Below are 23,208 nucleotides of genomic sequence, written 5' to 3' on the forward strand. Positions count from 1 at the left end.
ATGGAATTAGCAATTAAAGACGCTTCTGGCGGTCTTGAAGTTTCTGAAGCTACTTTTGGACGTGAGTTTAACGAAGCATTAGTACACCAAGTAGTTGTTGCATACGCAGCAGGCGCTCGTCAAGGTACTCGTGCTCAGAAGACACGTTCTGAAGTAAGCGGTGGTGGTAAAAAACCATGGGCTCAAAAAGGTACTGGCCGTGCACGTGCCGGTACAATCCGTAGCCCAATTTGGCGTTCAGGTGGCGTTAGCTTTGCAGCTAAACCACAAGACCACAGCCAAAAAGTAAACCGTAAAATGTACCGTGGTGCGATTAAAAGCATCTTATCTGAATTAGTTCGTCAAGAGCGTTTAATCGTTGTTGAAAGTTTTGCTCTAGCAGCACCAAAAACTAAAGAACTAGTTGCTAAGCTTAAAGAACTTGAGCTTAAAGATGTTCTTATCGTGACTGAAGAAGTAGATGAAAATCTATTCTTATCGGCACGCAACCTTTATAAGGTTGACACGCGTGATGTAGCTGGTATCGATCCTGTAAGCTTAATTGCTTTCGACAAGGTACTTATTACAGCCGCTGCTGTTAAGCAACTTGAGGAGGCGCTAGCATGATTCGCGAAGAACGTCTTTTAAAAGTGATCGTTGCTCCACATATCTCTGAAAAAAGCACAATTGCAGCTGAAGAAAACAATACTATTGTTTTTAAAGTAGCAACTGACGCAACTAAAGCTGAAGTTAAAGTAGCAGTTGAGAAGCTTTTTGAAGTAGAAGTAACGGGTGTTCGCACACTTAATGTTAAGGGTAAAACAAAACGTACTGGCGCACGTTTCGGTCGTCGTAACGACTGGAAAAAAGCTTACGTTACTCTTAAAGAAGGTAGTGAACTAGACTTTGTCGGCGGCGCCGAGTAATAAGGGGATAGAATTATGGCACTTCAAAAGTGTAAGCCTACTTCTGCGGGCCGTCGTCACCTAGTTAAAGTGGTTAACTCTGATCTACATAAGGGTAAGCCATACGCACCACTTTTAGAGAAAAACTCTAAATCAGGTGGTCGTAATAACAATGGTCGTATTACGGTTCGTCATATCGGTGGTGGTCATAAGCAACATTACCGTTTAATCGATTTTAAACGTACTAAAGATGGCATTCCAGCCACTGTTGAACGTTTAGAATACGATCCAAATCGTAGCGCAAACATCGCTCTTGTATTATATGCAGACGGTGAGCGTCGTTACATTATCGCACCTAAAGGCTTAAAAGCTGGCGATGCAATCCAGTCTGGTGTTGATGCACCAATCAAACCTGGTAATGCATTACCAATGCGTAATATGCCTGTAGGTTCGACTGTTCACAACGTAGAATTAAAACCAGGTAAAGGTGCTCAAATCGCACGTTCTGCTGGTGCATACGTTCAAATCCTTGCTCGTGATGGTCAGTATGTAACATTACGTCTTCGTTCAGGCGAAGTTCGTAAAGTTGAATCTGATTGTCGTGCGACTCTAGGTGAAGTAGGCAATGCTGAGCATATGCTTCGTTCACTTGGTAAAGCAGGTGCAAATCGCTGGCGTGGTATTCGTCCGACAGTTCGTGGTGTTGCCATGAACCCGGTAGATCACCCACACGGTGGTGGTGAAGGTCGTACATCTGGTGGTCGTCATCCTGTGTCTCCATGGGGTAAACCGACTAAGGGTGCGAAGACGCGTAAGAACAAGCGTACGGATAAATTTATAGTACGTCGTCGTACTAAGTAATATTGAGGAATAGCCATGCCACGCTCTCTCAAGAAGGGTCCTTTTATAGACCTACACTTGCTGAAGAAGGTAGAGAAAGCTTTGGAAAGCGGTGAGAAAAAGCCAATTAAAACTTGGAGCCGTCGTTCAATGATCATACCTAACATGATCGGATTGACCATTGCTGTCCATAATGGTCGCCAGCACGTACCAGTTTTCGTTTCTGACGAAATGATCGGTCACAAACTAGGTGAATTTGCACCAACTCGCACTTACCGTGGCCATGCTGCGGATAAGAAAGCGAAGAAACGATAAGAGGGGAAGATAAATGCAAGCATTAGCTAAACATAAATTCGCCTCTGGTTCGGCGCAAAAAGCACGTCTAGTTGCAGATCAGATCCGCGGGTTACCTGTAGATCGCGCACTAGAAATCCTGGCGTACAGCCCGAAGAAAGCGGCTGTATTAGTTAAGAAAGTACTTGAGTCTGCTATTGCTAACGCAGAGCATAACGAAGGTGCTGACATTGATGAGCTACGCATAACAACGATTTTTGTGGACGATGGTCCAACAATGAAACGTATTATGCCTCGTGCTAAAGGACGCGCAGACCGCATCCTTAAGCGTACAAGCCATATCACTGTTATGGTTTCAGATAGCTAGGAGTATAAGTAATGGGACAAAAAGTTCATCCTACTGGTATTCGCCTAGGTATATCTAAACCTTGGGTTTCTACCTGGTACGCGAGTTCAAAAGATTTCTCTGCACAGCTTTTTGGCGATCACAAAGTACGTACATTCCTTACTAAGGAATTGAAAACGGCTTCTGTGTCTAAAATCGTTATTGAGCGTCCAGCAAAATCAATCCGTGTAACAATTCATACGGCTCGTCCGGGTGTTGTTATCGGTAAAAAAGGCGAAGACGTAGAAAAATTACGTCAAGCGGTAACTAAAATCGCTGGTGTACCTGCTCAGATAAATATTTCTGAAGTACGTAAACCAGAACTAGATGCACAACTAGTAGCAGACGGCATTGCCTCTCAACTAGAACGTCGTGTTATGTTCCGTCGCGCTATGAAGCGTTCGGTACAAAATGCAATGCGCATCGGTTCTAAAGGGATTAAAGTTGAAGTTAGCGGTCGTCTTGGCGGCGCTGAAATCGCACGTTCAGAATGGTATCGTGAAGGTCGTGTACCTCTACATACTCTTCGTGCTGATATCGATTACGCAACTTCTGAAGCCTTAACCACTTATGGTATCATTGGTGTTAAAGTTTGGATCTTCAAAGGCGAAGTTATTGGTGGTTTACCACTAGTACAAGAGCAAGAGAAGCCAGCTAAACGCGCACCAAAGAAAGCCAAGAAAAGTGCTAAGTAGAGGTAGCGAGTAATGTTACAGCCAAAACGTACAAAATTCCGTAAAATGCACAAAGGCCGCAACCGCGGTCTAGCGCAAAACGGTAACAAAGTAAGCTTCGGTACTTTCGGATTGAAAGCAACTGGCCGTGGCCGTATGACTGCTCGTCAAATCGAAGCAGCTCGTCGTGCTATGACGCGTCACGTGAAACGTCAAGGTAAAATCTGGATTCGTGTCTTCCCTGACAAACCGATTACAGAAAAACCTCTTGAAGTTCGTATGGGTAAAGGTAAAGGTTCTGTTGAATATTGGGTTGCTGAAATTCAGCCTGGTAAAGTACTTTACGAAATGGAAGGTGTTTCAGAAGAGCTTGCTCGTGAAGCGTTTGACCTTGCTGCTCGTAAACTGCCATTCAAAACAACTTTCGTAACTCGGACGGTAATGTGATGAAAGCTAGCGAACTAAAAGACAAAAGCGTAGAAGAGCTTAATGCTGAACTTCTAGGACTACTTCGTGAGCAATTTAATATGCGCATGCAAGCTAGCACTGGTCAGTTAGCTCAGACACACACGCTAAGAACAGTACGCCGCGATATCGCGCGTGTAAAAACAGTTATTAACCAGAAGGCAGGTCAATAATGAGCGATAAAATTCGTACTCTTCAAGGCCGTGTAATCAGCGACAAGATGGAAAAATCTTTCACTATCGCTATCGCACGTTATGTGAAGCACCCAATTTATGGGAAATTCATTAAACGTACGACTAAGTTACACGTACATGACGAAAATAACACAGCAAAAGCGGGTGACGTAGTTACTATCCGTGAATGCGCACCAATTTCTAAGAATAAATCTTGGACTTTAGTAGACGTTATTTCTAGTCCAAAACAAGCTTAATTTTTTAATTAAGTTAGTTTTGAAAAAAAGCCCCGGCATTAGCTGGGGCTTTTTGCTTTTAGTACTGCAGTAAAGCCACTTATTGATGGTTTTTAACCTAATAACAGTGCCTCCCTAAATGAACTAAACCTGCCTAATTATACTCATAGAATAAACTGTTCACAGGGAGCGGATGTGTTTAAAGGTAACTATAAAGCGTGGGGTATATCAATTGGTTTGCATGTTGTTGTTATTTATTTGATTTCGAGGCAAACGATTGAGATAGCACAACCCCCTACAGGCAAAGTAATAAAAGCTTATGTAATGGTGGACCTTGCAACATTAACTAGTAATAAAAATAGTAAGCAACCCAGTGCTTCATTCTCTGAAAATAATACTGATCTTGATGCAAGTGAGTTAACAGCTAAGCCGCTTAAAGAACGTGATTTTGAAAACGACAAGCAATTAGAATCAGATTTACCGGATGGTGCTATTACAGCAAATGGAAATACGGCCACAAGTACCGATGGAAAAAAGCATAATGTTGATAAGGTAGTTATTGATAATATAAAGAGTAAGGTTAATTCAAAAGCTAAACAGCAGTCATTTAAAAAGCTTAACCCTTACGCATTGATACCTCAGTTTTCAACTTCAAATAAGGCCATTGTATCGTTTGATTACACGCAAATAGCAACTTTGCCAAATAGTAAAAACCACCAACAAATTACGGTTCCTATTGAGCATTCTAGTGATTTAAAATCAGTGATATTATGGCAAAACGCTGATGGAGGTAAGCGAACGGAGATGTATAAAGGTATGTGTTATGACATCGATTTCAATGGTGTGATGGGGAAAGTAGGGTTGCCGCAAGGATCACCAAGGCCATGTAAAAATAACGATGCTATTTTATTCGATAAAATAATGGATAAATGGAACGTTAAAAAGCAAATTCGGTAGTGGGTTCATAATTTACGAAACTTATGTGTTTGCGATAAAACGCCTATTACGACTGACACTAAAATACACAGCACAGAGCTTACAATTAAAAAGCGGTTTTCAATCCGGCTAACTTGTCTTTCGCCCACAATTTGGTATGTAACATCCCCCTCTATAAATCGCTCGCCTTGATATTGCTGAGTCACATTAAACGCTAAAAAATCCCTTAGCTTTGCTTGATAGGTGAAGTAGGTTTCTGGATAAAAAATTTCATATGTTGCACACAGCCATATTACAAGACTAGTGATAAACAGGAGCAAACTCATAAGCGGCATTTTTTTAAATGATGTGTGTTGTGATGGTTTTGAGGGTGAATACTTATCTAAACACGCTTCGCCATAGCAAAGTTCGAGCTTTTCAATTACCTCAGTGGAAGGAATAAATTGTCCATTTTCGAGCTTAGATAAGTAAGACTGCTGGATACCAATTTCACGTGCAGCAAATGCTTGGGTCCACTTTTTGTTTGCTCTAATGCGTTTTAATTCTGTTCCTAATGATGACATGTTTCCATACTCTAATTGTTTACTTACCCGCGCATTATCGCTAAAAATGAGTTTTTTAAATAGCCTGCTGAGTTATATTCATGGCGATGAATAAAAAGAATATCATGAATATTAGTGAGTTATATATTAATTAGGTGTTTTTTAGTTATGCTAAGCAGACTTATTAATAAAGGAGTATAACTAATGAAAACGTATTTTTATAAAGCAGTAATCTGTATTACCTTGGGGTTTTTATCCTCAGCATGTATTGCAGAGCCAGTATTTGCGATTAAAGCAACTATTTATAAATTAGAAAATAATATAACCATAGACAGCCAAGTAGATGAAACACTAAAAAATCTACAACCCATTCATCAACCTCAACTATTAGCCAGCTTAAACAAAAGTGCATTAATAGAAATAGGTGACGATGAGCAGTTAACAGCCCTTGAGATTAAAACAAATAAAGAAGGCAGCTATTTTAACGCGAGTATGAAACTTAAAGAAAAAGTAGACAGCCAATGGGAGTCTATTACGTCTTTTATGCCAAATATTCCAAATGGGCAAACGGTGTATTTTAGTCGCACATTTGCAGACAATGTATGGGTGATTAAACTAACAGGGCAGCGCTATGAGTCTATTGCGCTTGGTCAGGCGAGTTTTAAATAGCTTCAGCCTTGGCTGAAGCTATATTTCTCTACCAAATCATTTCTACAAATTCAGGGTAGTCGATATAGGGATTACGATTACCTTGAAATTCAAACGCAGCTTGGTTTCGGTCTATTTCCATTTGGCTCACAGGGTCTGCGTTATGCCAATTAAGCAACATAGCAACAACCCAGCTTTCAAATACTTGGTTACTTGACCCATTAAGTACCGCATTACTTGCAGTGGTATTATTTTGCCAAGAGCCGATTACGTTTTCATAACGTGTAGCCATATAAAAATAAGCGCGAGCAAAGTCACCTTTAAATTCATCAATCGGTTCAAATACTGTACCTGAGTAATTAATTGCGCTACTTGCAGAGCCTAGTTTGCTGCCATTGGTTGATCTAAACGTAGCGCTTGCCACTTCACCAAACGGAAAGTTGCTACGTTTAGAATTTACATAACCATCGGTTGCATAAATGTGGTGAACATCTGAGTTCATAGGCTCATTTGTGCCGCCAAACCAACTTTTAGGGAATGAATGCTCGCGGTTGTAACATCCGCCTTCGCCACTATAGTTACCACACTGATCGCTTATTGCTGTGTATGTGTAGCTATCGTTGCCGTTTGGCTTTTCGCTGTACATATCTAAAATACTATTATCGTTTTCAAAATATATATCGCGAGCCGATGAATCATAAAAATTCCAGATTGCAGAATATCCCTGCGAACTATGATTATTAATAATGTTATAAAGCTCAGTTTTTAGTGCGTAACCGGTTAGGCCTTGTGCTGTAATATAATAACCTGTTGGTGTAGTTGGGGTGCTGCCAGAACCACTGCCCAGCGTAAATGAGGTGCTTTCAGCGTTGCTGAAGCTTTCGCCACTTGCAAGTGTTGACCCGTTATTAGTAAGTGCGTAACTACCGCTGCCAAAACTACAACAAATACCATCACCGTAGCTGTCGTTAATAGTAAAGGTGTAGGCGCCATCAGCTAAACACAGCGCTTCGTTATATTGCGTATTAGACGCATAGCCACTACCACTGGCAACCGTGCTACCTTGGTTATTATTAATAGCCCAGCTTGTTTCGCTACCATAATTGTCTGTAGTCAAACTAAAAGAGAGGCTATTGCCCGAACAACTCACTGAGCCGCTGTCGTTACTTGTAGGTAAAAAATTATCTACATAAACAAGTTCACTGCCATCAAAGCCACTGACATCATAAAATCGTAAGCCAACACTAATGGTTTTATTACTACTTGCTGTATAGCTATGGGTAATTGTTTGCCATTGATTGGTTTGCGTATTATTAGAAAAGCCTTGGTAACCATCTACAAATAAACGTGCTTTTATTTTTCCTTCTGTGTGGTAAACATCAGCTGAAAATGCATAGGTTTTTCCTGCTTCTACCGTTATTTGTTGTAATAAATCGGTATTAGCCTGTGAGCCTGTTGTTACATTAATTGCTGCAGCGCTATTACCTGTTTTAACAATGATTGTTGAACGCGATAGGCTAATGCCACTGTCTATCGTGCTCCACGTGTCAGGTGTATTGCCTGACCACTGCTCAAAGCTGCCATTTGCAACATTTGCCATTGATGGTAATGAGCCGAGTAACAATGCGATGCTAAGTAGTTTGTGTTTGTATGTCCGGCGTAACATGGGTGTTCCTATTTTGTCTTTAGCGAATAATATACATTAAATCATTAAGGTTACAAAATTGTTAATTTAAAGTTCAATTAAAAGCAATAATTGCTTTTTAATCTATTTTTTTTGGTTTATTTTAAAATTAATAACTAAATGGAATATCAAAGCAGATTCTATTCTTTTTTTATACTCGCCTAGCCCGTTATCCTGCATACTTAGAAAACCTCGACAGACACTTTCTGGATGAGGTAAAACTCATTTTTTAACGATACTTATAATGTATTGTGTCTAATTTTCAGGGTTATGGGGAATCGATTCATGTTGTTAGGTCAACTTAATGCTGCGGCAAGCCCGCTATCGCAAGAACAAGTACAAAAACTGCAAGGCTTAGTAGCTGAACTAAATCCAATACAGCAAGCGTGGGTAAGTGGTTACTTAGCTGCAAATGCTAATTCAGCTTCGTTAAGTGGCGTTACTGCGGGTGTATCAGCGACAGGTGATGCCTCACCACTAACCATTTTATATGGCTCGCAAACAGGTAATGCAAAAGGCGTAGCAACTAAGATGAAAGAGCAGGCTGAATCACGTGGTTTAGCTGTAAAGCTAGTAAGTATGTCTGATTACAAACCAACAGCCCTGAAGAAAGAAAAGTTTTTAACCATTGTTGTATCTACTTACGGCGAAGGTGAGCCACCTGAAGACGGTGAAACACTCCACGAATTTTTGGCAACTAAAAAAGCGCCTAAATTAGACGCTTTAAAAATAGCGGTTATTGGTTTAGGTGATTCTAGCTATGAGTTTTTCTGTCAAACAGCAAAAGATTTTGAAGAGCGCCTAAATAAGCTAGGCGCAGAGTCAGTTTATCAACGCGCTGATTTAGATGTAGATTACGAAGAAGAAGCCGCAACGTGGATTCAAGGTGCACTTGATGCATTTGAACCAGATATAAAAGCGCAGCAGGGTGGCGCTAACGGTCAAGCAATAACAATGCCTTTTGGTGCACCAGCTACCGCTTCAAGCCAATATACAAAACAAAATCCATTTGAAGCAGAGCTATTAACAGTACAAAAAATTACGGGTCGCGACTCTAGCAAAGATGTACGCCACGTTGAAATTTCACTTGAAGGCTCAGACATTACTTACACACCGGGTGACTCATTAGGTGTGTATTTTTTAAATGATGATTTATTAGTTGATGAAGTACTTACACTTACTCAAATTGATGCAGCGAGCATTGTAAAACTAGGTAATGAAGAGCTAAGCATACGTGATGCACTCATTGAAAAATTAGAGTTGACTCAGTCATACCCAGGTTTTGTAGAAAAATACGCAATAGCAACAGGCACGCCTGAATTATTAAAGCTTGTGGAAGATAAAGCTGCAATGCGCGCATACATTGAGCCTCGACAAATATTTGATGTAATTCGCCAAAACCCTGCAAAAATTGATGCGCAAATATTAGTAGATTGCCTGCGTAAACTACAAGCTCGTTTGTACTCTATTGCATCTAGCCAAAGCGAGGTTGAAGACGAAGTGCATTTAACTGTTGGACTTGTTGAGTTTGATACTTTTGATAGCGAGCATTTAGGTGGCTGTACTGGTTACTTAACTCGTCGTGCAGAAGAAGGTTGTAAAGTTAAAGTATTTAGCGAACACAACGACAATTTCCGCCTACCCACTAACGATGATACACCTGTGATTATGGTTGGCCCAGGTACGGGTATTGCGCCGTTCCGTGCATTTTTACAAGAACGTGATTCGCGTGAAGTACAAGGCAAAAACTGGTTGTTTTTTGGTAACCCACATTTCACTCAAGACTTTTTATACCAAGTAGAAATACAGGGTTATTTAAAATCGGGTTTACTTAACAAAGTAGATGTTGCATTTAGCCGTGACCAAGCAGAAAAAGTATACGTACAAGACAAATTACGCAGTAACAGTAAAGACGTGTTTGAGTGGTTAGAAGCTGGCGCTCACTTTTATATTTGTGGCGATGCAAATCGCATGGCAAAAGATGTACACAACGCCTTGCTTGATATTGTTAAAGAAAACACAGGCAAGAGCAATGAAGACGCAGAGCAATATTTAAAAGATTTGCGTAGCGCAAACCGCTATCAGAAAGACGTGTATTAATCACGTTTCTTATTTTATTTAACAGCTAACAGCCGTCACTGTAACAAATTTAGGATTTAAAATGAGCGAACAAGATAAAAACGTAAAACTTTCTGATAACGAACGTTTGAAAAGAGAAAGTAACTTTTTACGTGGCACCATAGAAAAAGATTTAACAGACGAAATTACTGGTGGCTTTACAGCCGATAATTTTCAGTTAATTCGTTTTCATGGTATGTACCAACAAGATGACCGCGATATACGTGGTGAGCGTGCAAAGCAAAAGCTTGAGCCATTACATAATGTAATGTTACGTGCACGTATGCCTGGCGGCATTATTAAGCCAGAGCAGTGGTTAGCAATCGACAAGTTTGCAGATGACAAAACTAGTTACGGCAGCATTCGTTTAACAACGCGTCAAACGTTTCAGTTCCATGGTGTATTAAAGCCAAATATTAAAGGCATGCACCAAATGCTTAATAGCGTGGGTATAGACTCTATTGCTACAGCAGGTGATGTTAACCGTAATGTGCTTTGTACTACCAACCCAGTCGAGTCTGAGTTACACCAAGAAGCGTATGAGTGGGCTGCAAAAATTTCTGAACACTTATTACCAAAAACTAAAGCGTATGCTGAAATTTGGCTAAATGGCGAAAAAGCAGAAACCACAGAAGAGCCAATTTTAGGATCTAATTACTTACCGCGTAAGTTTAAAACAACGGTAACTATCCCACCTAACAACGAAGTTGATGTGCACGCTAACGATTTAAACTTTGTGGCAATTGCTGATAACGGCAAGCTAGTTGGTTTTAACGTATTAGTGGGCGGTGGCCTTGCCATGACGCATGGCGATACAGCAACTTATCCGCGCAAAGCCGATGACTTTGGCTTTATTACGCTAGAAGATACCTTAAAAATTGCAGAGCATGTTGTATCTGTGCAGCGCGATTGGGGTAATCGTTCAAACCGTAAAAATGCAAAAACTAAATACACATTAGACCGTGTAGGTGTTGATGTATTTAAAGCAGAAGTTGAAAAGCGCTCAGGCGTTACGTTTGCACCAAGCCGTCCGTTTGAGTTTACTCATCGTGGCGACCGTATTGGTTGGGTTGAAGGCATTGATGGTAAGCACCACTTAACGCTATTTATTCAAAGTGGTCGTATTTTAGACTACCCAGGCAAACCGCTTAAAACTGGTTGTCGTAAAATTGCAGAAGTTCACCAAGGTGACATGCGTATGACGGCAAACCAAAACTTAATTATTGCTGGCGTACCTGCAGATCAAAAAGCCGTGATTGAAGAAATTGCTCGTAGCCATGGCCTGATTGATGACACAGATTCGCAGCAGCGTAAAAATTCTATGGCGTGTGTTTCACTGCCAACGTGCCCACTTGCAATGGCCGAAGCAGAGCGTTACTTACCAAGCCTAGTAGAAAAAACTGAAGCATTACTTGCTAAGCACGGTATACCCGATGACAGCATTATTATGCGCGTTGTAGGTTGCCCTAACGGTTGTGGCCGCGCAATGCTTGCAGAAGCTGGTTTAGTGGGTAAAGGCCCAGGTAAGTACAACGTTTACTTAGGTGGTAATTTAGAAGGCACACGTATTCCTAAATTGTACCTTGAGAACGTAGGCGAAGACGTTTACCTAGAAGCATTCGATAAGCTAATTGGCCAATGGGCAAGCGAGCGCAATGACGGTGAGTGTTTTGGTGACTTTGTTATACGCAAAGGCATAGTTGCTGAAGTAAAAGTATCAGTAACCGATTTTCACGCTTAATTAAATACCAGCGCTTTGGCGCTGGTGAGGTTTGGAATTTACCATGAGTGAATTTAAAAACATTTTACAGCTAGATAAACAAAGCCAAACGGCTATGTTAGCTGATGCTAATGGTTTACTAGCGAATATGAGCGCAGAACAGCGTGTTGCATGGGCGCTTGATAACTTGCCTAATACGGCTTTTTTATCATCTAGCTTTGGTATTCAAGCGGCAGTAATGCTGCATTTAATGACCTCACAACGTCCAGATATTCCCGTTGTATTAACTGATACAGGCTATTTATTTCCTGAAACGTATCAGTTTATTGAGCAAATGAGTGAGCGTTTATCACTTAACTTAAAGGTGTATAGAGCGCCGCTTAGCCCAGCATGGCAAGAGGCTAAATTTGGTAAATTATGGGAGCAAGGCGAAGACGGTATTAAGCAATACAATCAGCTTAATAAAGTAGAGCCAATGACCCGCGCGTTAAAAGACATAAAAGCAGGCACTTGGTTTAGTGGTTTGCGTCGTGACCAATCATCTACGCGAGCTGACAAACAGTTTGTAGAAATTAGCCGTGGCACAGTGAAGGTATACCCCATTATTGAGTGGTCTAACCGCGACGTGTATCAGTATCTTACAAAGCACGATTTACCTTATCACCCATTATGGGAGCAAGGTTATGTGTCGATGGGTGATGTACATACAACACGTAAATTAGAGCCAGGAATGACTGAAGAAGAAACGCGCTTTTTTGGTTTAAATCGTGAATGTGGATTACACATTGATGGCGATGGTATTTAACTTTCTAAGCGTGTCGTTAAATTGTAAATAAAATCCGATATTAGCTTTTCTAATATCGGATTTTTAGTATCGTTAATCCATATTTAAAAATTGTAAATTAGTTACTTAAATAAGCGATTTAAACCATTTAATGCCGCAACACGGTAAGCCTCAGCCATGGTTGGGTAGTTAAATGTGGTATTTACAAAGTAGTCGATATTATTGCCACCATTTTTTTGTTCCATAATGGCTTGGCCAATGTGAACAATTTCAGAGGCACGTTCGCCAAAACAATGTACGCCAAGTACTTCTTTGGTTTCGGTGTGGAATAATATTTTTAAACTACCTACTTCAGTGCCCGCAATTTGCGCGCGAGCCAAATGCTTAAACTGAGCACGGCCAACTTCATATGGTACTTTAGCGGCTGTAAGTTCTTGCTCTGTTTTACCTACTGAGCTCATTTCTGGGATGGTATAAATACCGGCCGGAATATCAACAATCAGTCTGTCGTCACAGTTACCACACGCAATTGCATCAGCAGCTATACGACCTTGGTCAAACGCAGCACTAGCAAGGCTTGGATAGCCAATTACATCACCTACAGCGTAAACGTTATCAATTTCTGTTTGGTATGTTTCGTTAACTTTTAATTGGCCACGGCTATCGGCTTTTAAACCAATGGCTTCAAGGTTTAATGTATCTGTATTACCAGTACGGCCATTAGCAAATAAAATACAGTCAGCTTTTACGCGTTTGCCTGATTTTAAATGCATAATAACGCAGTCGTCACGGGTCTCTATTCGGTCAAACTCTTCGTTATGACGAATAACAATACCGCTGTTCCAAAAGTGATAGCTAAGCGCGTCAGATATTTCAGCATCCATAAAAGCAAGTAGTCGGTCGCGTGTATTAACCAAATCAACTTTAGCGCCTAAACCTTTAAATATAGAAGCGTATTCACAACCAATTACACCAGCGCCGTATATAAGTACGCGGTGAGGGTCGTGTTTAAGACCTAAAATAGTGTCGCTCTCATAAATACGAGAATGCGTAAAATCGACTTCTGGTGGGCGATAAGGGCGTGAGCCGGTTGCTATAACAATCGTTTTAGCAGTCAGTCGCTCAGTTGAACCATCATTTCTTTTTACTTCAATCGTGTGCTTATCTACAAAGCTCGCATCACCTTGAAACATATGAATGCGGTTACGATCGTAAAAGCTACTACGTAAATTAGATTGCTTAGAAATAACAGAACTGGCATGACGTAAAATATCAGGAAATGTTAAGCAGCTAGGGCGCTCACCAACATTAAATAACGGATTTGCTTTGTATTCAATATAGCGGCTAACAGAGTGGCGAAGCGCTTTTGAAGGAATTGTTCCCCAATGTACACAACCGCCACCAACTGATTCTTGGCGTTCAATAACCGCTACTTTTTTGTCGTTTTTTGAAAGGTTCATGGCGGTACCTTCACCGCCAGGACCCGTGCCAATAATTATTGCATCATATTGGTATGTCACGGGTACTTTTTTTTGTTCTGGTTGTTTGGCCACAGCCACTCCTAAATTAATTAAAAGAGGCTTTTAATAACCTCGCATTAAGTGCTAGCCATGCCTGTTTTTGATTTTCCCAGGCGGCTTCCAGCTCATGGTATTGTGCCATTAATGCTGAGCGTTCACACTGCTTTGCCATGTTATTTTTTTTAACTTCTAACACTTGTTTTTGTAGTGAACAATAATTTTGCAGTTTTTTCAGCAGTAAATCGTACTCTTGTTGTAATAATGTAATCTTATCTTGTGCTAAAGGCAATTTTGCAAGACGCGTTTGCGTTTTGCTCATGAGCGTTTCGGCCTTTGCTTTTTCGATACGTTCAACAGGTGTACGCTTTAGTTTATTAGCTAAACCAACAGCTGCTAAAGAGCGGATCATCCATTTTGTTGGGTCGTAATGAAACCATTTAATACCGTTACGGTAGTCGCTTGCAAAAATATGGTGGAAGTTGTGATACCCCTCACCGTATGTAAATAACGCTAAAAAGCCGTTATCGCGTGCCGTATTTTTTTCGGTGTATGGGCGAGAACCCCAAATATGTGCAACTGAGTTTATAAAAAAGGTAAAGTGTTGGCTTAGTACTAAGCGTAGTAAACCTGCAAGAATTAACATACCCCACACATCACCAACTAATAAACCAAGTGCAAGAGGCAAACCTACGTTCATAGCAAGTGCTAGTTTCAAGTAGTGCTTATGTTGCCACATAACGACTTTATTTCGTTGTAAATCACGACAATTACTATAATCACCGTAGCTATCGCCTTGGTAGTCACGTAACATCCAGCCGATATGGCTATACCAAAAACCATTGGTCGCCGCGTAAGGGTCTTTTATTGGGTCGTCAACTTGACCGTGATGTATACGGTGATCGCTACTCCAATGCAAAGCACTGTTTTGTAGTGCAAAAGCACCGCCAAGCGCAAAAATAAATTCAACAGCAGGGTGTGCGTTATAGGTTTTATGTGCCCATAATCGATGGTAGCCGGCAGTAATTGATAAGCCTGCATAAAACATGCAGCCAACAAAAGCAATCCAATGCGCGCTGGTAAATCCGTAGCTAATGGCGTACCAAGGTACAAGTGTGGCAGCCGCCAAAAAGGTTAGGCTAAAAAATAGGACGTTTGTCCAAATAATCGGTGGTTTATTCATAATTCTCAATCTCAGCGTACAACTGTAAGCTAAAATAGTATTTCAAACTCTCGTCGTCAAGTATTAGACTGTACAATTGAGCTAATATCACTAAATATTCATATAAAATAATTCAGGGAGCTGTTGATGTCGGGTGTTAGAGCGCAACAGAAACAAAAAACACGACAGGCGTTAATTCAAGCGGCATTTAATCAGCTGAGTGCTGATCATAGTTTTTCGAATTTAAGTTTACGCGAAGTGGCACGAGAAGCTGGTATTGCCCCAACTTCTTTTTATCGTCATTTTAAAGACATGGATGAGCTAGGTTTAACCATGGTAGACGAAGCAGGCTTAACTCTTCGCCAACTAATGCGTCAAGCACGCAGACGAATAGCAAACGATGGCGGCAGTGTTATAAATACCTCAGTGGTTACTTTTATGGAGTTTATTGATAACTCAAGTAACCAATTTAGGTTGTTGCTGCGAGAACGATCTGGGACTTCTAAAGCATTTAGAGCCGCTGTAGCCCGCGAGGTAAAGCATTTTATTTTAGAGTTGGCTCACTATCTAGAAAGCGAAACTAAGTGCAACGCTATGCATGCCTATATTCAGGCGGAATCTATGGTAACGCTCGTATTTAATGCGGGTGCAGAAGCGCTCGATATAGAAGGATTGCAACGCGACGAATTGATTGAGCGCGTTATTTGGCAGCTGCGTTATATTACTCGTGGAGCCGGACATTACGTAAGAGAAAACACTGAACAAAGTTAGCAAATTTAAAAATTCATTGTAGATTTTTTGTGCCTATTTCTTTATATTAACGCACTATAATAACGGCATACCTTTTAGCCGTAACTAAATAATAAATAAGTCTCTTATTAAGAGAAAGCGAGGATGCAAATGCTCACCAAGGATCCGGTGAACTTAAATTACCCCCCACTATTTGAACAACCACATAATGAGCCTGAAAATTCAGAGCCTGTGGTTACATTCTCTTATTTAAGTCGTGCTCAGCTTTGCAAACTTCCTAAAGTGTTGCAAAGGCAACTGCAAGACAACCTGTTTGGTGCGCTAGATAAACACCAAGCTGCGCGATTACGCGACGACACTCGGTGCCAATATTGGGCTAAAGACAAAGAGTGGAAAAAGGTACCATATTCTCTGTTTAAGCAAGCTAGTACACGCCTAGCTGTTTACCCAAAACAAACTCAAGCACCAACAAAGTACTCGGGCGCGGTTAATAATGGTTCAATTACATCATCGCAAACAGCGTTGCAAAACAATACTTTTATAAATAACACAGTAATGACGCCAAGCACTTCTGCATTTATAAACAGCCAATCAGCTGCGCAAAATAGTCCGCAATTTATAAATCAGCAAAGTTATAATCAAAAACCTAAAAAAGCGGTGCAACCTATACAACAACATGCGCCCGCTGTACGTATTTATAAGCCAGAGCTAAACAGCACAATGCTACTAAAAGCGTCTCACACTGTTAGGCAAAATTTTACAACCCACGTACTTAGCGCCGCCGAAACCGTAGATCAATTAGCACAGCAATATACCGGCTATAAAAATGCCAATTTAATTTACGATTACAACCTAGGTTATAGCGAGCGCAAACCTGCTAAAGCAGGCACAAGCTTAACAGTACCCAGTGGTTGGAAACTCAATATAGAAGGCTCATGCAGTAACAGCCGCAGTGTAGTTATTCAGTGGCAAGGGCCAACTAGTGGGCAAATAACGCTACAACTAGAAAAAAAGCGCCCCGACGAAGTCTCGTTTTGGCAGCACTACGCTGAAGTAAAACCGGGTCTTTATAATGTTACGGTAACGGCCAGTGGCGCAACCGACACCACCACATTTACTGTTGAACAACCCACTCTAGCCTACGAAATAGAACTACTCGACGAAGCTGGCGAGCCACAAGCCAACATGGGCTACAAAATACGCCTACGCAACGGCCACATTATTACCGGGCAGCTAGATCAAAACGGTTATGCCAACGTATCAGGCCCCGACTTTGAAAACGCTAAAGTCAGCTTTTTTGAACTCGACAGCGAAGATTGGTCTGTAGGCAAAGTTTAAGGATACACAATGACCCAACAACACACCGTAGCCCAAGGTGAAACGCTATTGCGCATAGCTAAGCAATACGGCTACCAAACATCTAAAGCGCTTTACAACCACCCAAGCAACGCAGAGTTTAAAGCCCTACGCCCAGACCCAAACTTAATTTACCCGGGCGATAAAATTACCATTCCGCCAAAAAAAGAAAAGTTTATACCGCTGCGCACCAACAGTATTAATAGCTTTGTTGTACAAAACGAAAAAGAGTACTTTCGCCTGCAAATTATTCATGAAGATGGTGACGATATTACGGGTAAGCGCATCGTAATTACTATTGGTAGCCAAACAATAGACACTGTATTGCCGAGCGATGGTTTAATAGAAGTTGAGTTAAACGATAACGATTCACTCACTGGGCAGGTTGATTTATACCTCAAGGAAGATCAAAGCTCACCTAGTGAAAGTTTTACTGCACAAGTTGGTCATTTAGATCCCGTTGATACACTTTCAGGTGTGCAAGCTCGCTGTAATTTATTAGGCTTTGACTGCGGTACAGTTGATGGAATTAACGGCTCAAAAACTAAAGCCGGTGTTAAGGGGTTTCAATTTGTACATGGCTTAGAGGTTGACGCAATAGCAGGGGAAAAAACAAAAGCTAAGTTAAAGCAAGTTTATGGTTCTAAATCTAAGGAATAGAATGAATACAGCAAATAATGCCTTACCTATGGCGGTTAATAGCATCAATAAAGTGATAGTTGATACTGAAGTGACACCTATTTATCCCGTGCGATATGCCTATGCCAATTTTTTTGAAGAAACATTACATGAAAATGCGCTACCTACAGATTTGAATACGTTATTACATGCAAGAACGATTAAAGATGGGCAGGGTTATATTGTTCGTTTACTGCGTGAAGGCTGGGTTTATCTATTTGATGAAGATAATCCTGCAACAGATTTACTGCATATTTTTAAATATGAAAAACGCAAAAGTGATAAAGGCGTAGCGACTGAACACTTTGTTAAATACAAATTTAAAAATGGTGTCGATGCTTCTCAAGGTATCGAAGTGGATACACGTAAAAAGTGTAAGCTTTCCGATGATGGTAGCTATGGTTTTGTATTTGCCAGTAGAGAGGTAAAAAAAGTCTCTATTGTTTATACCGAGCATGAATTAGCGAAGGAAGTAATTGATAAGCTGCAAAGTCAGCAAAGCTTTCGTCGCGAATGCATGCAGTTAATTGACCTTCAAAAAGAAGACGGGCAGGACTTTGTTCCAGCAACAGAAATCAACTTGTGGAAGCTTGTTGAGGATTACAGAGAGCGTAAAGAGCGTTTTCTAAAGTTTCAAGCAAGTACAGAGGCTGATCAAAATGAAATTAGTTTAGATGTACTAACTACGGATGACTCCTATGAGCTTGATGCAAGTTACATTTCCTTACTTATTAATCACACATTGAGGTTTTCTAAACAATCTAAAATTGTTGCGTTATTTGATCCTGTTGGACGACAAAAAGATATTGCACTTGCCCATGCTCAGCTGTGTATTTTACAGCAAGCCGAATCCGCTCAAAACATTTATCCCTACACAATAGGCGCGTTTGTACAAGCGCTTCGTAGTAGTAAAGACGAAGTTATTAAAGAAGCCTTAGCAGAAAACATCAACTGGCAAGAGCATGGCCGCTATTGGCAAGCAATGGATAAACGACAGCGTACATACTTAGCACGCCAGCAAGAGTTCGTCGATTTGTATAGCGCATTTATGGAAGCTGCGCCGCATCAAAATCAAGTAGGGAGTTTGAATACCTACCTGCAAAGTTTTTTTGCAGAGCCCCAACAAGATGCTGGGAAGGAAAGTGAACTTGTTAAGGTGTGCGATATCTATACTGATATGTTTGCCGGAATGTTAGCGTCAGCACCGGGAAATAAAGCCTTTGAGCAGTTGTTTATTGCAGGGGCTGAACAGGCCGACAGCAACAGTAATACGTCACCAATCGCCATATTTTGGCACTATTTTTTAAGGCCAATTGTTACGCAACCACAAAAGGGCACTGACTTTACTGCAAACACCCTAAGAGCCTTAGATAGACTGATGGTGACGATAGCCCCGCTTATCTCTAAGTTATATTCACCAACAAAGGTGAGTTTGGACTACGCAAAAAAACTATTTGGTGTAAGTGCAGGGGCGGGGATTAACTATATCGCCAACAAAGTAGTCCCCGCTATCTTAAACGCGTATGGCATACAAATACTCGATAAAACAGTTTCTCTCACTGAGCCACAGCTAGAGAAACTGCTTAACCAAGTCATCAATGACTCAAACTTAAACCACAACTTACATGTAACTAACCCGCAAACAGCAGAGCGTTATGTCGGCAGTGCTGAGCGCAAAATTAAACTAGGGCAAGCGGCATTTGACTGGGTTGAAGGCGTAAAAGACGCTAAACTCCCCACCCTGATTACCCTATCAGAAATTCAGGTTGATGCTCGTCATTACAATAATTATGAGTTTGTACATAGCCCTTACAGTGAAGCGAGTAAAATTGCGCTTTTAGTAGATGGCAGCTTTGCTGGTTTAAGTGCCTTTTTTAATCTTTCAGCAATTAACGACCTAATCCACCAAAATCGATTTGATATAACAAACCCACTCAAAAACCGCTCAACATTTCAATCAGTGATGACATGGACGAGTGTGCTCTCAGCGCTAACGGTTGATATCGCTACCATAGGAAGTGACACACTAAAACTAGGTGCTAAGGTGCAGCCTAAGTTGTTACAGCCACAAGCAATGCAAAAGTTATCATCGCAGGCAACACGTTTAAGTAAATCACTAAGCGAGTTTGTTACGGGTAAAGTGGCTGCTCGGCTTATTTTAGTGGCGAATATTACTGGTGGTATTAGTTCATCAATAAGTAGCTTACATGCATTTAATATGGGCAGTGATGAGGAAGGGGTTGGCTACTTAGCTATTTCAGCAGGCTCTTTTATTTTGGCAGGGCAAGCGATGCTTTATGGTGCCGGTGGAACAGCAGCAACTGGCGCCTTGCCAATAAGTCTTGTTTTAACTGTTGTGGGGTTAATTGCAATCGGTGCTGGTGCGACAGTTGCATTTATCCATGGTAAAAACGATGTAGAATTATTGCTCTCTTGTTGTTTTTGGGGGAGTAGTGAAAAGTATCCATTTTGGGACAAGGGTAGTAAATATAATCCGTTTGATTCATCGGATGCTAGGCCGGCTATAAATAAAAGATTACCTATGGCTTATACGGTATATGATGATAAAAAAATAGCCGATGCTTACAAAGTGGAATTGCAAGAATTTGAAAATTTATTTAATCGTCCGGTATTAGCGCTTGAGCATAAAACGGGGCAATCAGATTTTCATTTTACGTTACCTAATTTTAAGCAGGGAATATCGCAATTGCATTTTAAAATCATGGTAAATAGGTTAGAACAAGCTGATGATGTGGCGACGATTGCATCACAAAAAGGGGGGAGCGAAATTTATACAGTTGTACCTGAAGAAGCCTCTGCTTTAACTAAGCAATTAAAAGAGCAGCTAAACGCACTAAAAAGCGATTTAACATCAGGGTTGGCAACATTTATGTTAAGTTTACAGCATGAGCACAAAAACAATGTGACTTTGTATTGGTACTATGAGCCTAGCCCTAATAGTATTGTGCCTAAGCGTTACTTAGTTGAAAACGAAGTCCTTGATGATGCAATTATTGGTATGATTGATAATGACTTTATGCCTAACTGAAATTTATAAAAAGAGGCCATAATGGCATTAATAAAACCAATTTACCCAGTACCATTAATCAATAAGATAAAAGCGTTGCTGGCATTTAAATTACCTAGCGAAAAGATGCCACCACAGCCGATCACCTATGTTGATAATGATGTCTGTAAGCTTAGCAACAACTCTATTAAAGCCCGTAATATGGGCATTATCCCTATGTTATTCATGGTGTCATTTATAGCGTTTTACCAGATAGCGGATTTTTATTCTATGTGGAAATCAACGGAAGAGAGTATGATGAAAATGGTTGATTTCTATAAAAAAAATATGGAGAAGATTATTTTTTATCCTCAAATGTTGAACCAGTTCATAAAAGTTTTTACGATATGTTTGATGAAAATGGCAAAATGTCATTAAGTCGTTATATGCATTATCACTATTATGAAACCGCTGATGTGGGCGGTACGCGCAGATTAAAAAGAGATGTTATCATGTCGGTATTTTACATGCTGACACTTCCTCCCTTATTGTATTTTCTAATCTTTTTTAAACGCCAAGCGCCGATGGTGTTTGACCGTAATCGGCAAATTGTTTATCACTGGTATAAGGGCAACGTTCGCGCCCAGCATTTTAAAGACCTACGAATACATGAAGACTCTCAAATGATGCGCATTCAAACGCGTAGCTTCGGTAAACGCGGGGAAATGCAATGGGCAAATTTTATGGTGCAACCGCGCCATAATCCTTATTACAACGGTAAAGATGCGTACGAGCCAGTATTTGCGTTTATTTGCCAATTTATGGAGTATGGCCGCGAGCATGTAATGTCGCAGTGCAAGCAATGGCAATCAAATGACAAACCCTTTGCATTTTTTGATGATGAAAAACCAAAAGATTTTGCGCAGCAGCTAAATGCGGTGTTAACACATTTATCAGAGAACGATACAGATATCCCGCTTGATAAAGACAATTTACCCTTATCTACAGGGATGGACATGAGCATGAGTATGCGCTTAAGTAGGGCCGAGAGTCGAGAAAGTAATAAGGATGTGGACAAGAGTGAATAAAGGATTTGTTGAGATAAATGGCATTAATTATGGACAACCTCATAAAATGTCTCACCACACTCACTTTTACATTATTTGCTGTAGGCTGTTCGTCAACAGGTAAAATTGATTACATGGTCGCAGGTGTCGGCACCGAAAATGGCAATGCAATTTTGGGGCGCTCTGTAGTATTTGATGATAAGTGGGGAATACCGTCAGGGGCAATTGGGTGCTGCTATGGTGAAACAAGAGCGACGGTAAGTGTTTACGATCAAAAATTCCCAGAAAAAGTAGCTGTTGAATGGTTAGATAAGTCAGAAAATAGAATTTACTTTGGTGAAGTGGCAATAGACAAAAAGGTTATAAATTAGCTAAAGACTTACCAAGATATACCGTTGTAAGTACAGGTCGTAAAGCAAAAGAGATTATCCCTTATTTAATAATTGGTATGAGCGAAACCGGTGACATAAAAGTATGGTTATCAAATGCGCCATCAGGTAAAAATAGAGTAGATCATGTATTACACGAACTAGGCTCAGGGCAAGCACAGTGGCGTGAGAATAGTCAGTGAAATGATTGTCGTCCGTAGCTTTGGATAATGGTACTACAAGCCAAGTAGCTATTTATATTACCTCGTAAATAAGTGCATGTAGTAAAAGGATAATTTTAATGACGTTTTTAAAAAATCACAGGATGCTTTGCGCCCTCAGCGTTTGTTTTAACTTATTGCTAAGCGGTTGCTCAGAGCCATCATCGCAAAGTTCACCACAAGTAGAAGTTGATGTTGCTAAATACCCATGGGCTAAAGAGCACAAAAACCATCCAGAGTGGCCACTAGAAATACGCGAAGAGGTGTATGGCGATGCAGATACATTTTCAACCCCGCGGTTAATGTTTTGGAATAAATATAAAGGCAGTGAAGTGCGCACGCTGTGGTCATCACGGTTAGATGGCTCAGACAGGCGTCGTATTATTCCTGAAAAAATATTTACCCAAATGGAGCCTGCCGGATTGCATCCACCAGCACGCTCACCAGATAACCGTTATATTGCTATTTCGGGCTATATAAATGATAGAGCAACTCGTCAGCTTTACGACACCAAAGAGAGAAAACTAATCACCATGTCAGCTGGAGGAGGAGTCCCTCATTTTAATTGGACGTCGGACAGTGAAAACGTCATTTTTTATGCCAATGGCGAGCATTATAATTACCATGTACCCACTAAAAAGCTCAGAGAGCGGCCAATTATTAACTCCAATGGCTTATATTTATTACCAGATGGTAAAA

At 40.7% G+C, this 23,208-nt stretch carries 26 protein-coding genes and 1 pseudogene; 23 read left to right on the plus strand and 4 right to left on the minus strand.

All coding sequences use genetic code 11. The features are described 5' to 3' along the window. From rplD to P20652_RS16650, 10 genes are all read left to right on the plus strand, one after another. Positions 1–606 (plus strand): 50S ribosomal protein L4, encoded by a 606-nt coding sequence (rplD, locus tag P20652_RS16690; RefSeq protein ID WP_002957897.1) that lies wholly within the window; start codon positions 1–3, stop codon positions 604–606. Further along, positions 603–905, plus strand: a complete 303-nt coding sequence (gene rplW, locus P20652_RS16685; RefSeq protein ID WP_008165370.1) for a 50S ribosomal protein L23 — start codon at positions 603–605, stop codon at positions 903–905. The genes rplD and rplW overlap by 4 nt, the downstream gene beginning before the upstream one ends. A gap of 15 nt (positions 906–920) precedes the next feature. After that, positions 921–1,745, plus strand: coding sequence for a 50S ribosomal protein L2 (rplB, locus tag P20652_RS16680; protein ID WP_002957895.1), 825 nt, complete (start codon positions 921–923; stop codon positions 1,743–1,745). Positions 1,746–1,760: 15 nt separating this feature from the next. Then, positions 1,761–2,039, plus strand: coding sequence for a 30S ribosomal protein S19 (rpsS, locus tag P20652_RS17100; protein WP_004588689.1), 279 nt, complete (start codon positions 1,761–1,763; stop codon positions 2,037–2,039). 13 nt (positions 2,040–2,052) lie between these two features. Then, positions 2,053–2,385: a 50S ribosomal protein L22 gene (gene rplV / locus P20652_RS16675; RefSeq protein WP_002957892.1), complete on the plus strand. Its 333-nt coding sequence runs from the start codon at positions 2,053–2,055 to the stop codon at positions 2,383–2,385. 11 nt (positions 2,386–2,396) lie between these two features. After that, positions 2,397–3,098, plus strand: a complete 702-nt coding sequence (gene rpsC, locus P20652_RS16670) for a 30S ribosomal protein S3 (protein WP_002957891.1) — start codon at positions 2,397–2,399, stop codon at positions 3,096–3,098. A 12-nt stretch (positions 3,099–3,110) separates the two neighbouring features. Continuing rightward, entirely contained in the window at positions 3,111–3,524 is a 414-nt protein-coding gene (rplP, locus tag P20652_RS16665; RefSeq protein ID WP_002957890.1) for a 50S ribosomal protein L16, read from the plus strand. Then, the gene (rpmC, locus tag P20652_RS16660) at positions 3,524–3,715 is read left to right on the plus strand and encodes a 50S ribosomal protein L29 (protein ID WP_002957889.1); all 192 of its coding nucleotides are present in this window, start codon (positions 3,524–3,526) and stop codon (positions 3,713–3,715) included. Before rplP ends, rpmC begins: the two co-directional genes overlap by 1 nt. After that, positions 3,715–3,972 (plus strand): 30S ribosomal protein S17, encoded by a 258-nt coding sequence (rpsQ, locus tag P20652_RS16655; protein WP_002957888.1) that lies wholly within the window; start codon positions 3,715–3,717, stop codon positions 3,970–3,972. The genes rpmC and rpsQ overlap by 1 nt, the downstream gene beginning before the upstream one ends. 174 nt (positions 3,973–4,146) lie before the next feature. Then, entirely contained in the window at positions 4,147–4,908 is a 762-nt protein-coding gene (locus P20652_RS16650) for a hypothetical protein (protein WP_008165374.1), read from the plus strand. Between the two features lie 5 nt (positions 4,909–4,913). On the opposite strand, the gene P20652_RS16645 is transcribed toward P20652_RS16650, so the two are convergent. After that, the gene (locus P20652_RS16645) at positions 4,914–5,450 is read right to left on the minus strand and encodes a helix-turn-helix domain-containing protein (protein WP_008165375.1); all 537 of its coding nucleotides are present in this window, start codon (positions 5,448–5,450) and stop codon (positions 4,914–4,916) included. Positions 5,451–5,633: 183 nt separating this feature from the next. On the opposite strand from P20652_RS16645, the gene P20652_RS16640 reads away from it, so the two are divergent. Then, entirely contained in the window at positions 5,634–6,098 is a 465-nt protein-coding gene (locus P20652_RS16640) for a hypothetical protein (protein ID WP_008165378.1), read from the plus strand. Between the two features lie 28 nt (positions 6,099–6,126). On the opposite strand, the gene P20652_RS16635 is transcribed toward P20652_RS16640, so the two are convergent. Then, complete coding sequence (locus P20652_RS16635; protein WP_008165379.1) at positions 6,127–7,743, minus strand: endonuclease; 1,617 nt, start codon at positions 7,741–7,743, stop codon at positions 6,127–6,129. Between the two features lie 303 nt (positions 7,744–8,046). On the opposite strand from P20652_RS16635, the gene P20652_RS16630 reads away from it, so the two are divergent. The 3 genes from P20652_RS16630 to P20652_RS16620 all read left to right on the plus strand — a co-directional run bounded on the left by P20652_RS16630 (position 8,047) and on the right by P20652_RS16620 (position 12,404). Further along, the gene (locus P20652_RS16630; protein ID WP_008165380.1) at positions 8,047–9,861 is read left to right on the plus strand and encodes an assimilatory sulfite reductase (NADPH) flavoprotein subunit; all 1,815 of its coding nucleotides are present in this window, start codon (positions 8,047–8,049) and stop codon (positions 9,859–9,861) included. 61 nt (positions 9,862–9,922) lie between these two features. Beyond that, positions 9,923–11,620: an assimilatory sulfite reductase (NADPH) hemoprotein subunit gene (gene cysI, locus P20652_RS16625; RefSeq protein WP_008165381.1), complete on the plus strand. Its 1,698-nt coding sequence runs from the start codon at positions 9,923–9,925 to the stop codon at positions 11,618–11,620. A 43-nt stretch (positions 11,621–11,663) separates the two neighbouring features. Then, complete coding sequence (locus tag P20652_RS16620; RefSeq protein ID WP_008165382.1) at positions 11,664–12,404, plus strand: phosphoadenylyl-sulfate reductase; 741 nt, start codon at positions 11,664–11,666, stop codon at positions 12,402–12,404. Between the two features lie 101 nt (positions 12,405–12,505). On the opposite strand, the gene sthA is transcribed toward P20652_RS16620, so the two are convergent. Beyond that, a complete protein-coding gene (sthA, locus tag P20652_RS16615) occupies positions 12,506–13,936 on the minus strand; it encodes a Si-specific NAD(P)(+) transhydrogenase (RefSeq protein ID WP_008165383.1) in 1,431 nt (476 codons plus the stop codon). A gap of 13 nt (positions 13,937–13,949) precedes the next feature. Next, a complete protein-coding gene (locus P20652_RS16610; RefSeq protein WP_033016864.1) occupies positions 13,950–15,083 on the minus strand; it encodes a fatty acid desaturase in 1,134 nt (377 codons plus the stop codon). 126 nt (positions 15,084–15,209) lie between these two features. Between P20652_RS16610 and fabR the strand changes: the two genes are divergently transcribed. The 9 genes and pseudogenes from fabR to P20652_RS17115 form a co-directional block, all read left to right on the plus strand. Then, positions 15,210–15,833 carry an HTH-type transcriptional repressor FabR gene (fabR, locus tag P20652_RS16605; protein ID WP_007582233.1) on the plus strand — a complete coding sequence of 208 codons (624 nt, stop codon included), beginning with the start codon at positions 15,210–15,212 and terminating at the stop codon, positions 15,831–15,833. A gap of 129 nt (positions 15,834–15,962) precedes the next feature. Beyond that, on the plus strand, positions 15,963–17,150 hold the full coding sequence (locus tag P20652_RS16600) for a hypothetical protein (RefSeq protein WP_008165385.1): 1,188 nt from the start codon (positions 15,963–15,965) through the stop codon (positions 17,148–17,150). Between the two features lie 9 nt (positions 17,151–17,159). Then, complete coding sequence (locus tag P20652_RS16595; RefSeq protein ID WP_008165386.1) at positions 17,160–17,828, plus strand: peptidoglycan-binding protein; 669 nt, start codon at positions 17,160–17,162, stop codon at positions 17,826–17,828. Between the two features lies 1 nt (position 17,829). Next, positions 17,830–20,895 carry a toxin VasX gene (locus tag P20652_RS16590; protein WP_008165387.1) on the plus strand — a complete coding sequence of 1,022 codons (3,066 nt, stop codon included), beginning with the start codon at positions 17,830–17,832 and terminating at the stop codon, positions 20,893–20,895. Positions 20,896–20,916: 21 nt separating this feature from the next. After that, positions 20,917–21,291, plus strand: coding sequence for a hypothetical protein (locus tag P20652_RS17105; protein WP_033016868.1), 375 nt, complete (start codon positions 20,917–20,919; stop codon positions 21,289–21,291). Next, complete coding sequence (locus P20652_RS16585; protein ID WP_139048193.1) at positions 21,282–21,941, plus strand: hypothetical protein; 660 nt, start codon at positions 21,282–21,284, stop codon at positions 21,939–21,941. The genes P20652_RS17105 and P20652_RS16585 overlap by 10 nt, the downstream gene beginning before the upstream one ends. A gap of 29 nt (positions 21,942–21,970) precedes the next feature. Further along, positions 21,971–22,291 carry a hypothetical protein gene (locus tag P20652_RS20620; protein ID WP_237707082.1) on the plus strand — a complete coding sequence of 107 codons (321 nt, stop codon included), beginning with the start codon at positions 21,971–21,973 and terminating at the stop codon, positions 22,289–22,291. A gap of 77 nt (positions 22,292–22,368) precedes the next feature. Continuing rightward, positions 22,369–22,491: a hypothetical protein gene (locus P20652_RS21295; protein WP_008165390.1), complete on the plus strand. Its 123-nt coding sequence runs from the start codon at positions 22,369–22,371 to the stop codon at positions 22,489–22,491. Positions 22,492–22,589: 98 nt separating this feature from the next. Next, a pseudogene (locus P20652_RS17115) lies at positions 22,590–23,208 on the plus strand (hypothetical protein); the annotation flags it as partial.

It is taken from the genome of Pseudoalteromonas sp. BSi20652, from assembly GCF_000239855.1.
GTDB lineage: Bacteria > Pseudomonadota > Gammaproteobacteria > Enterobacterales > Alteromonadaceae > Pseudoalteromonas.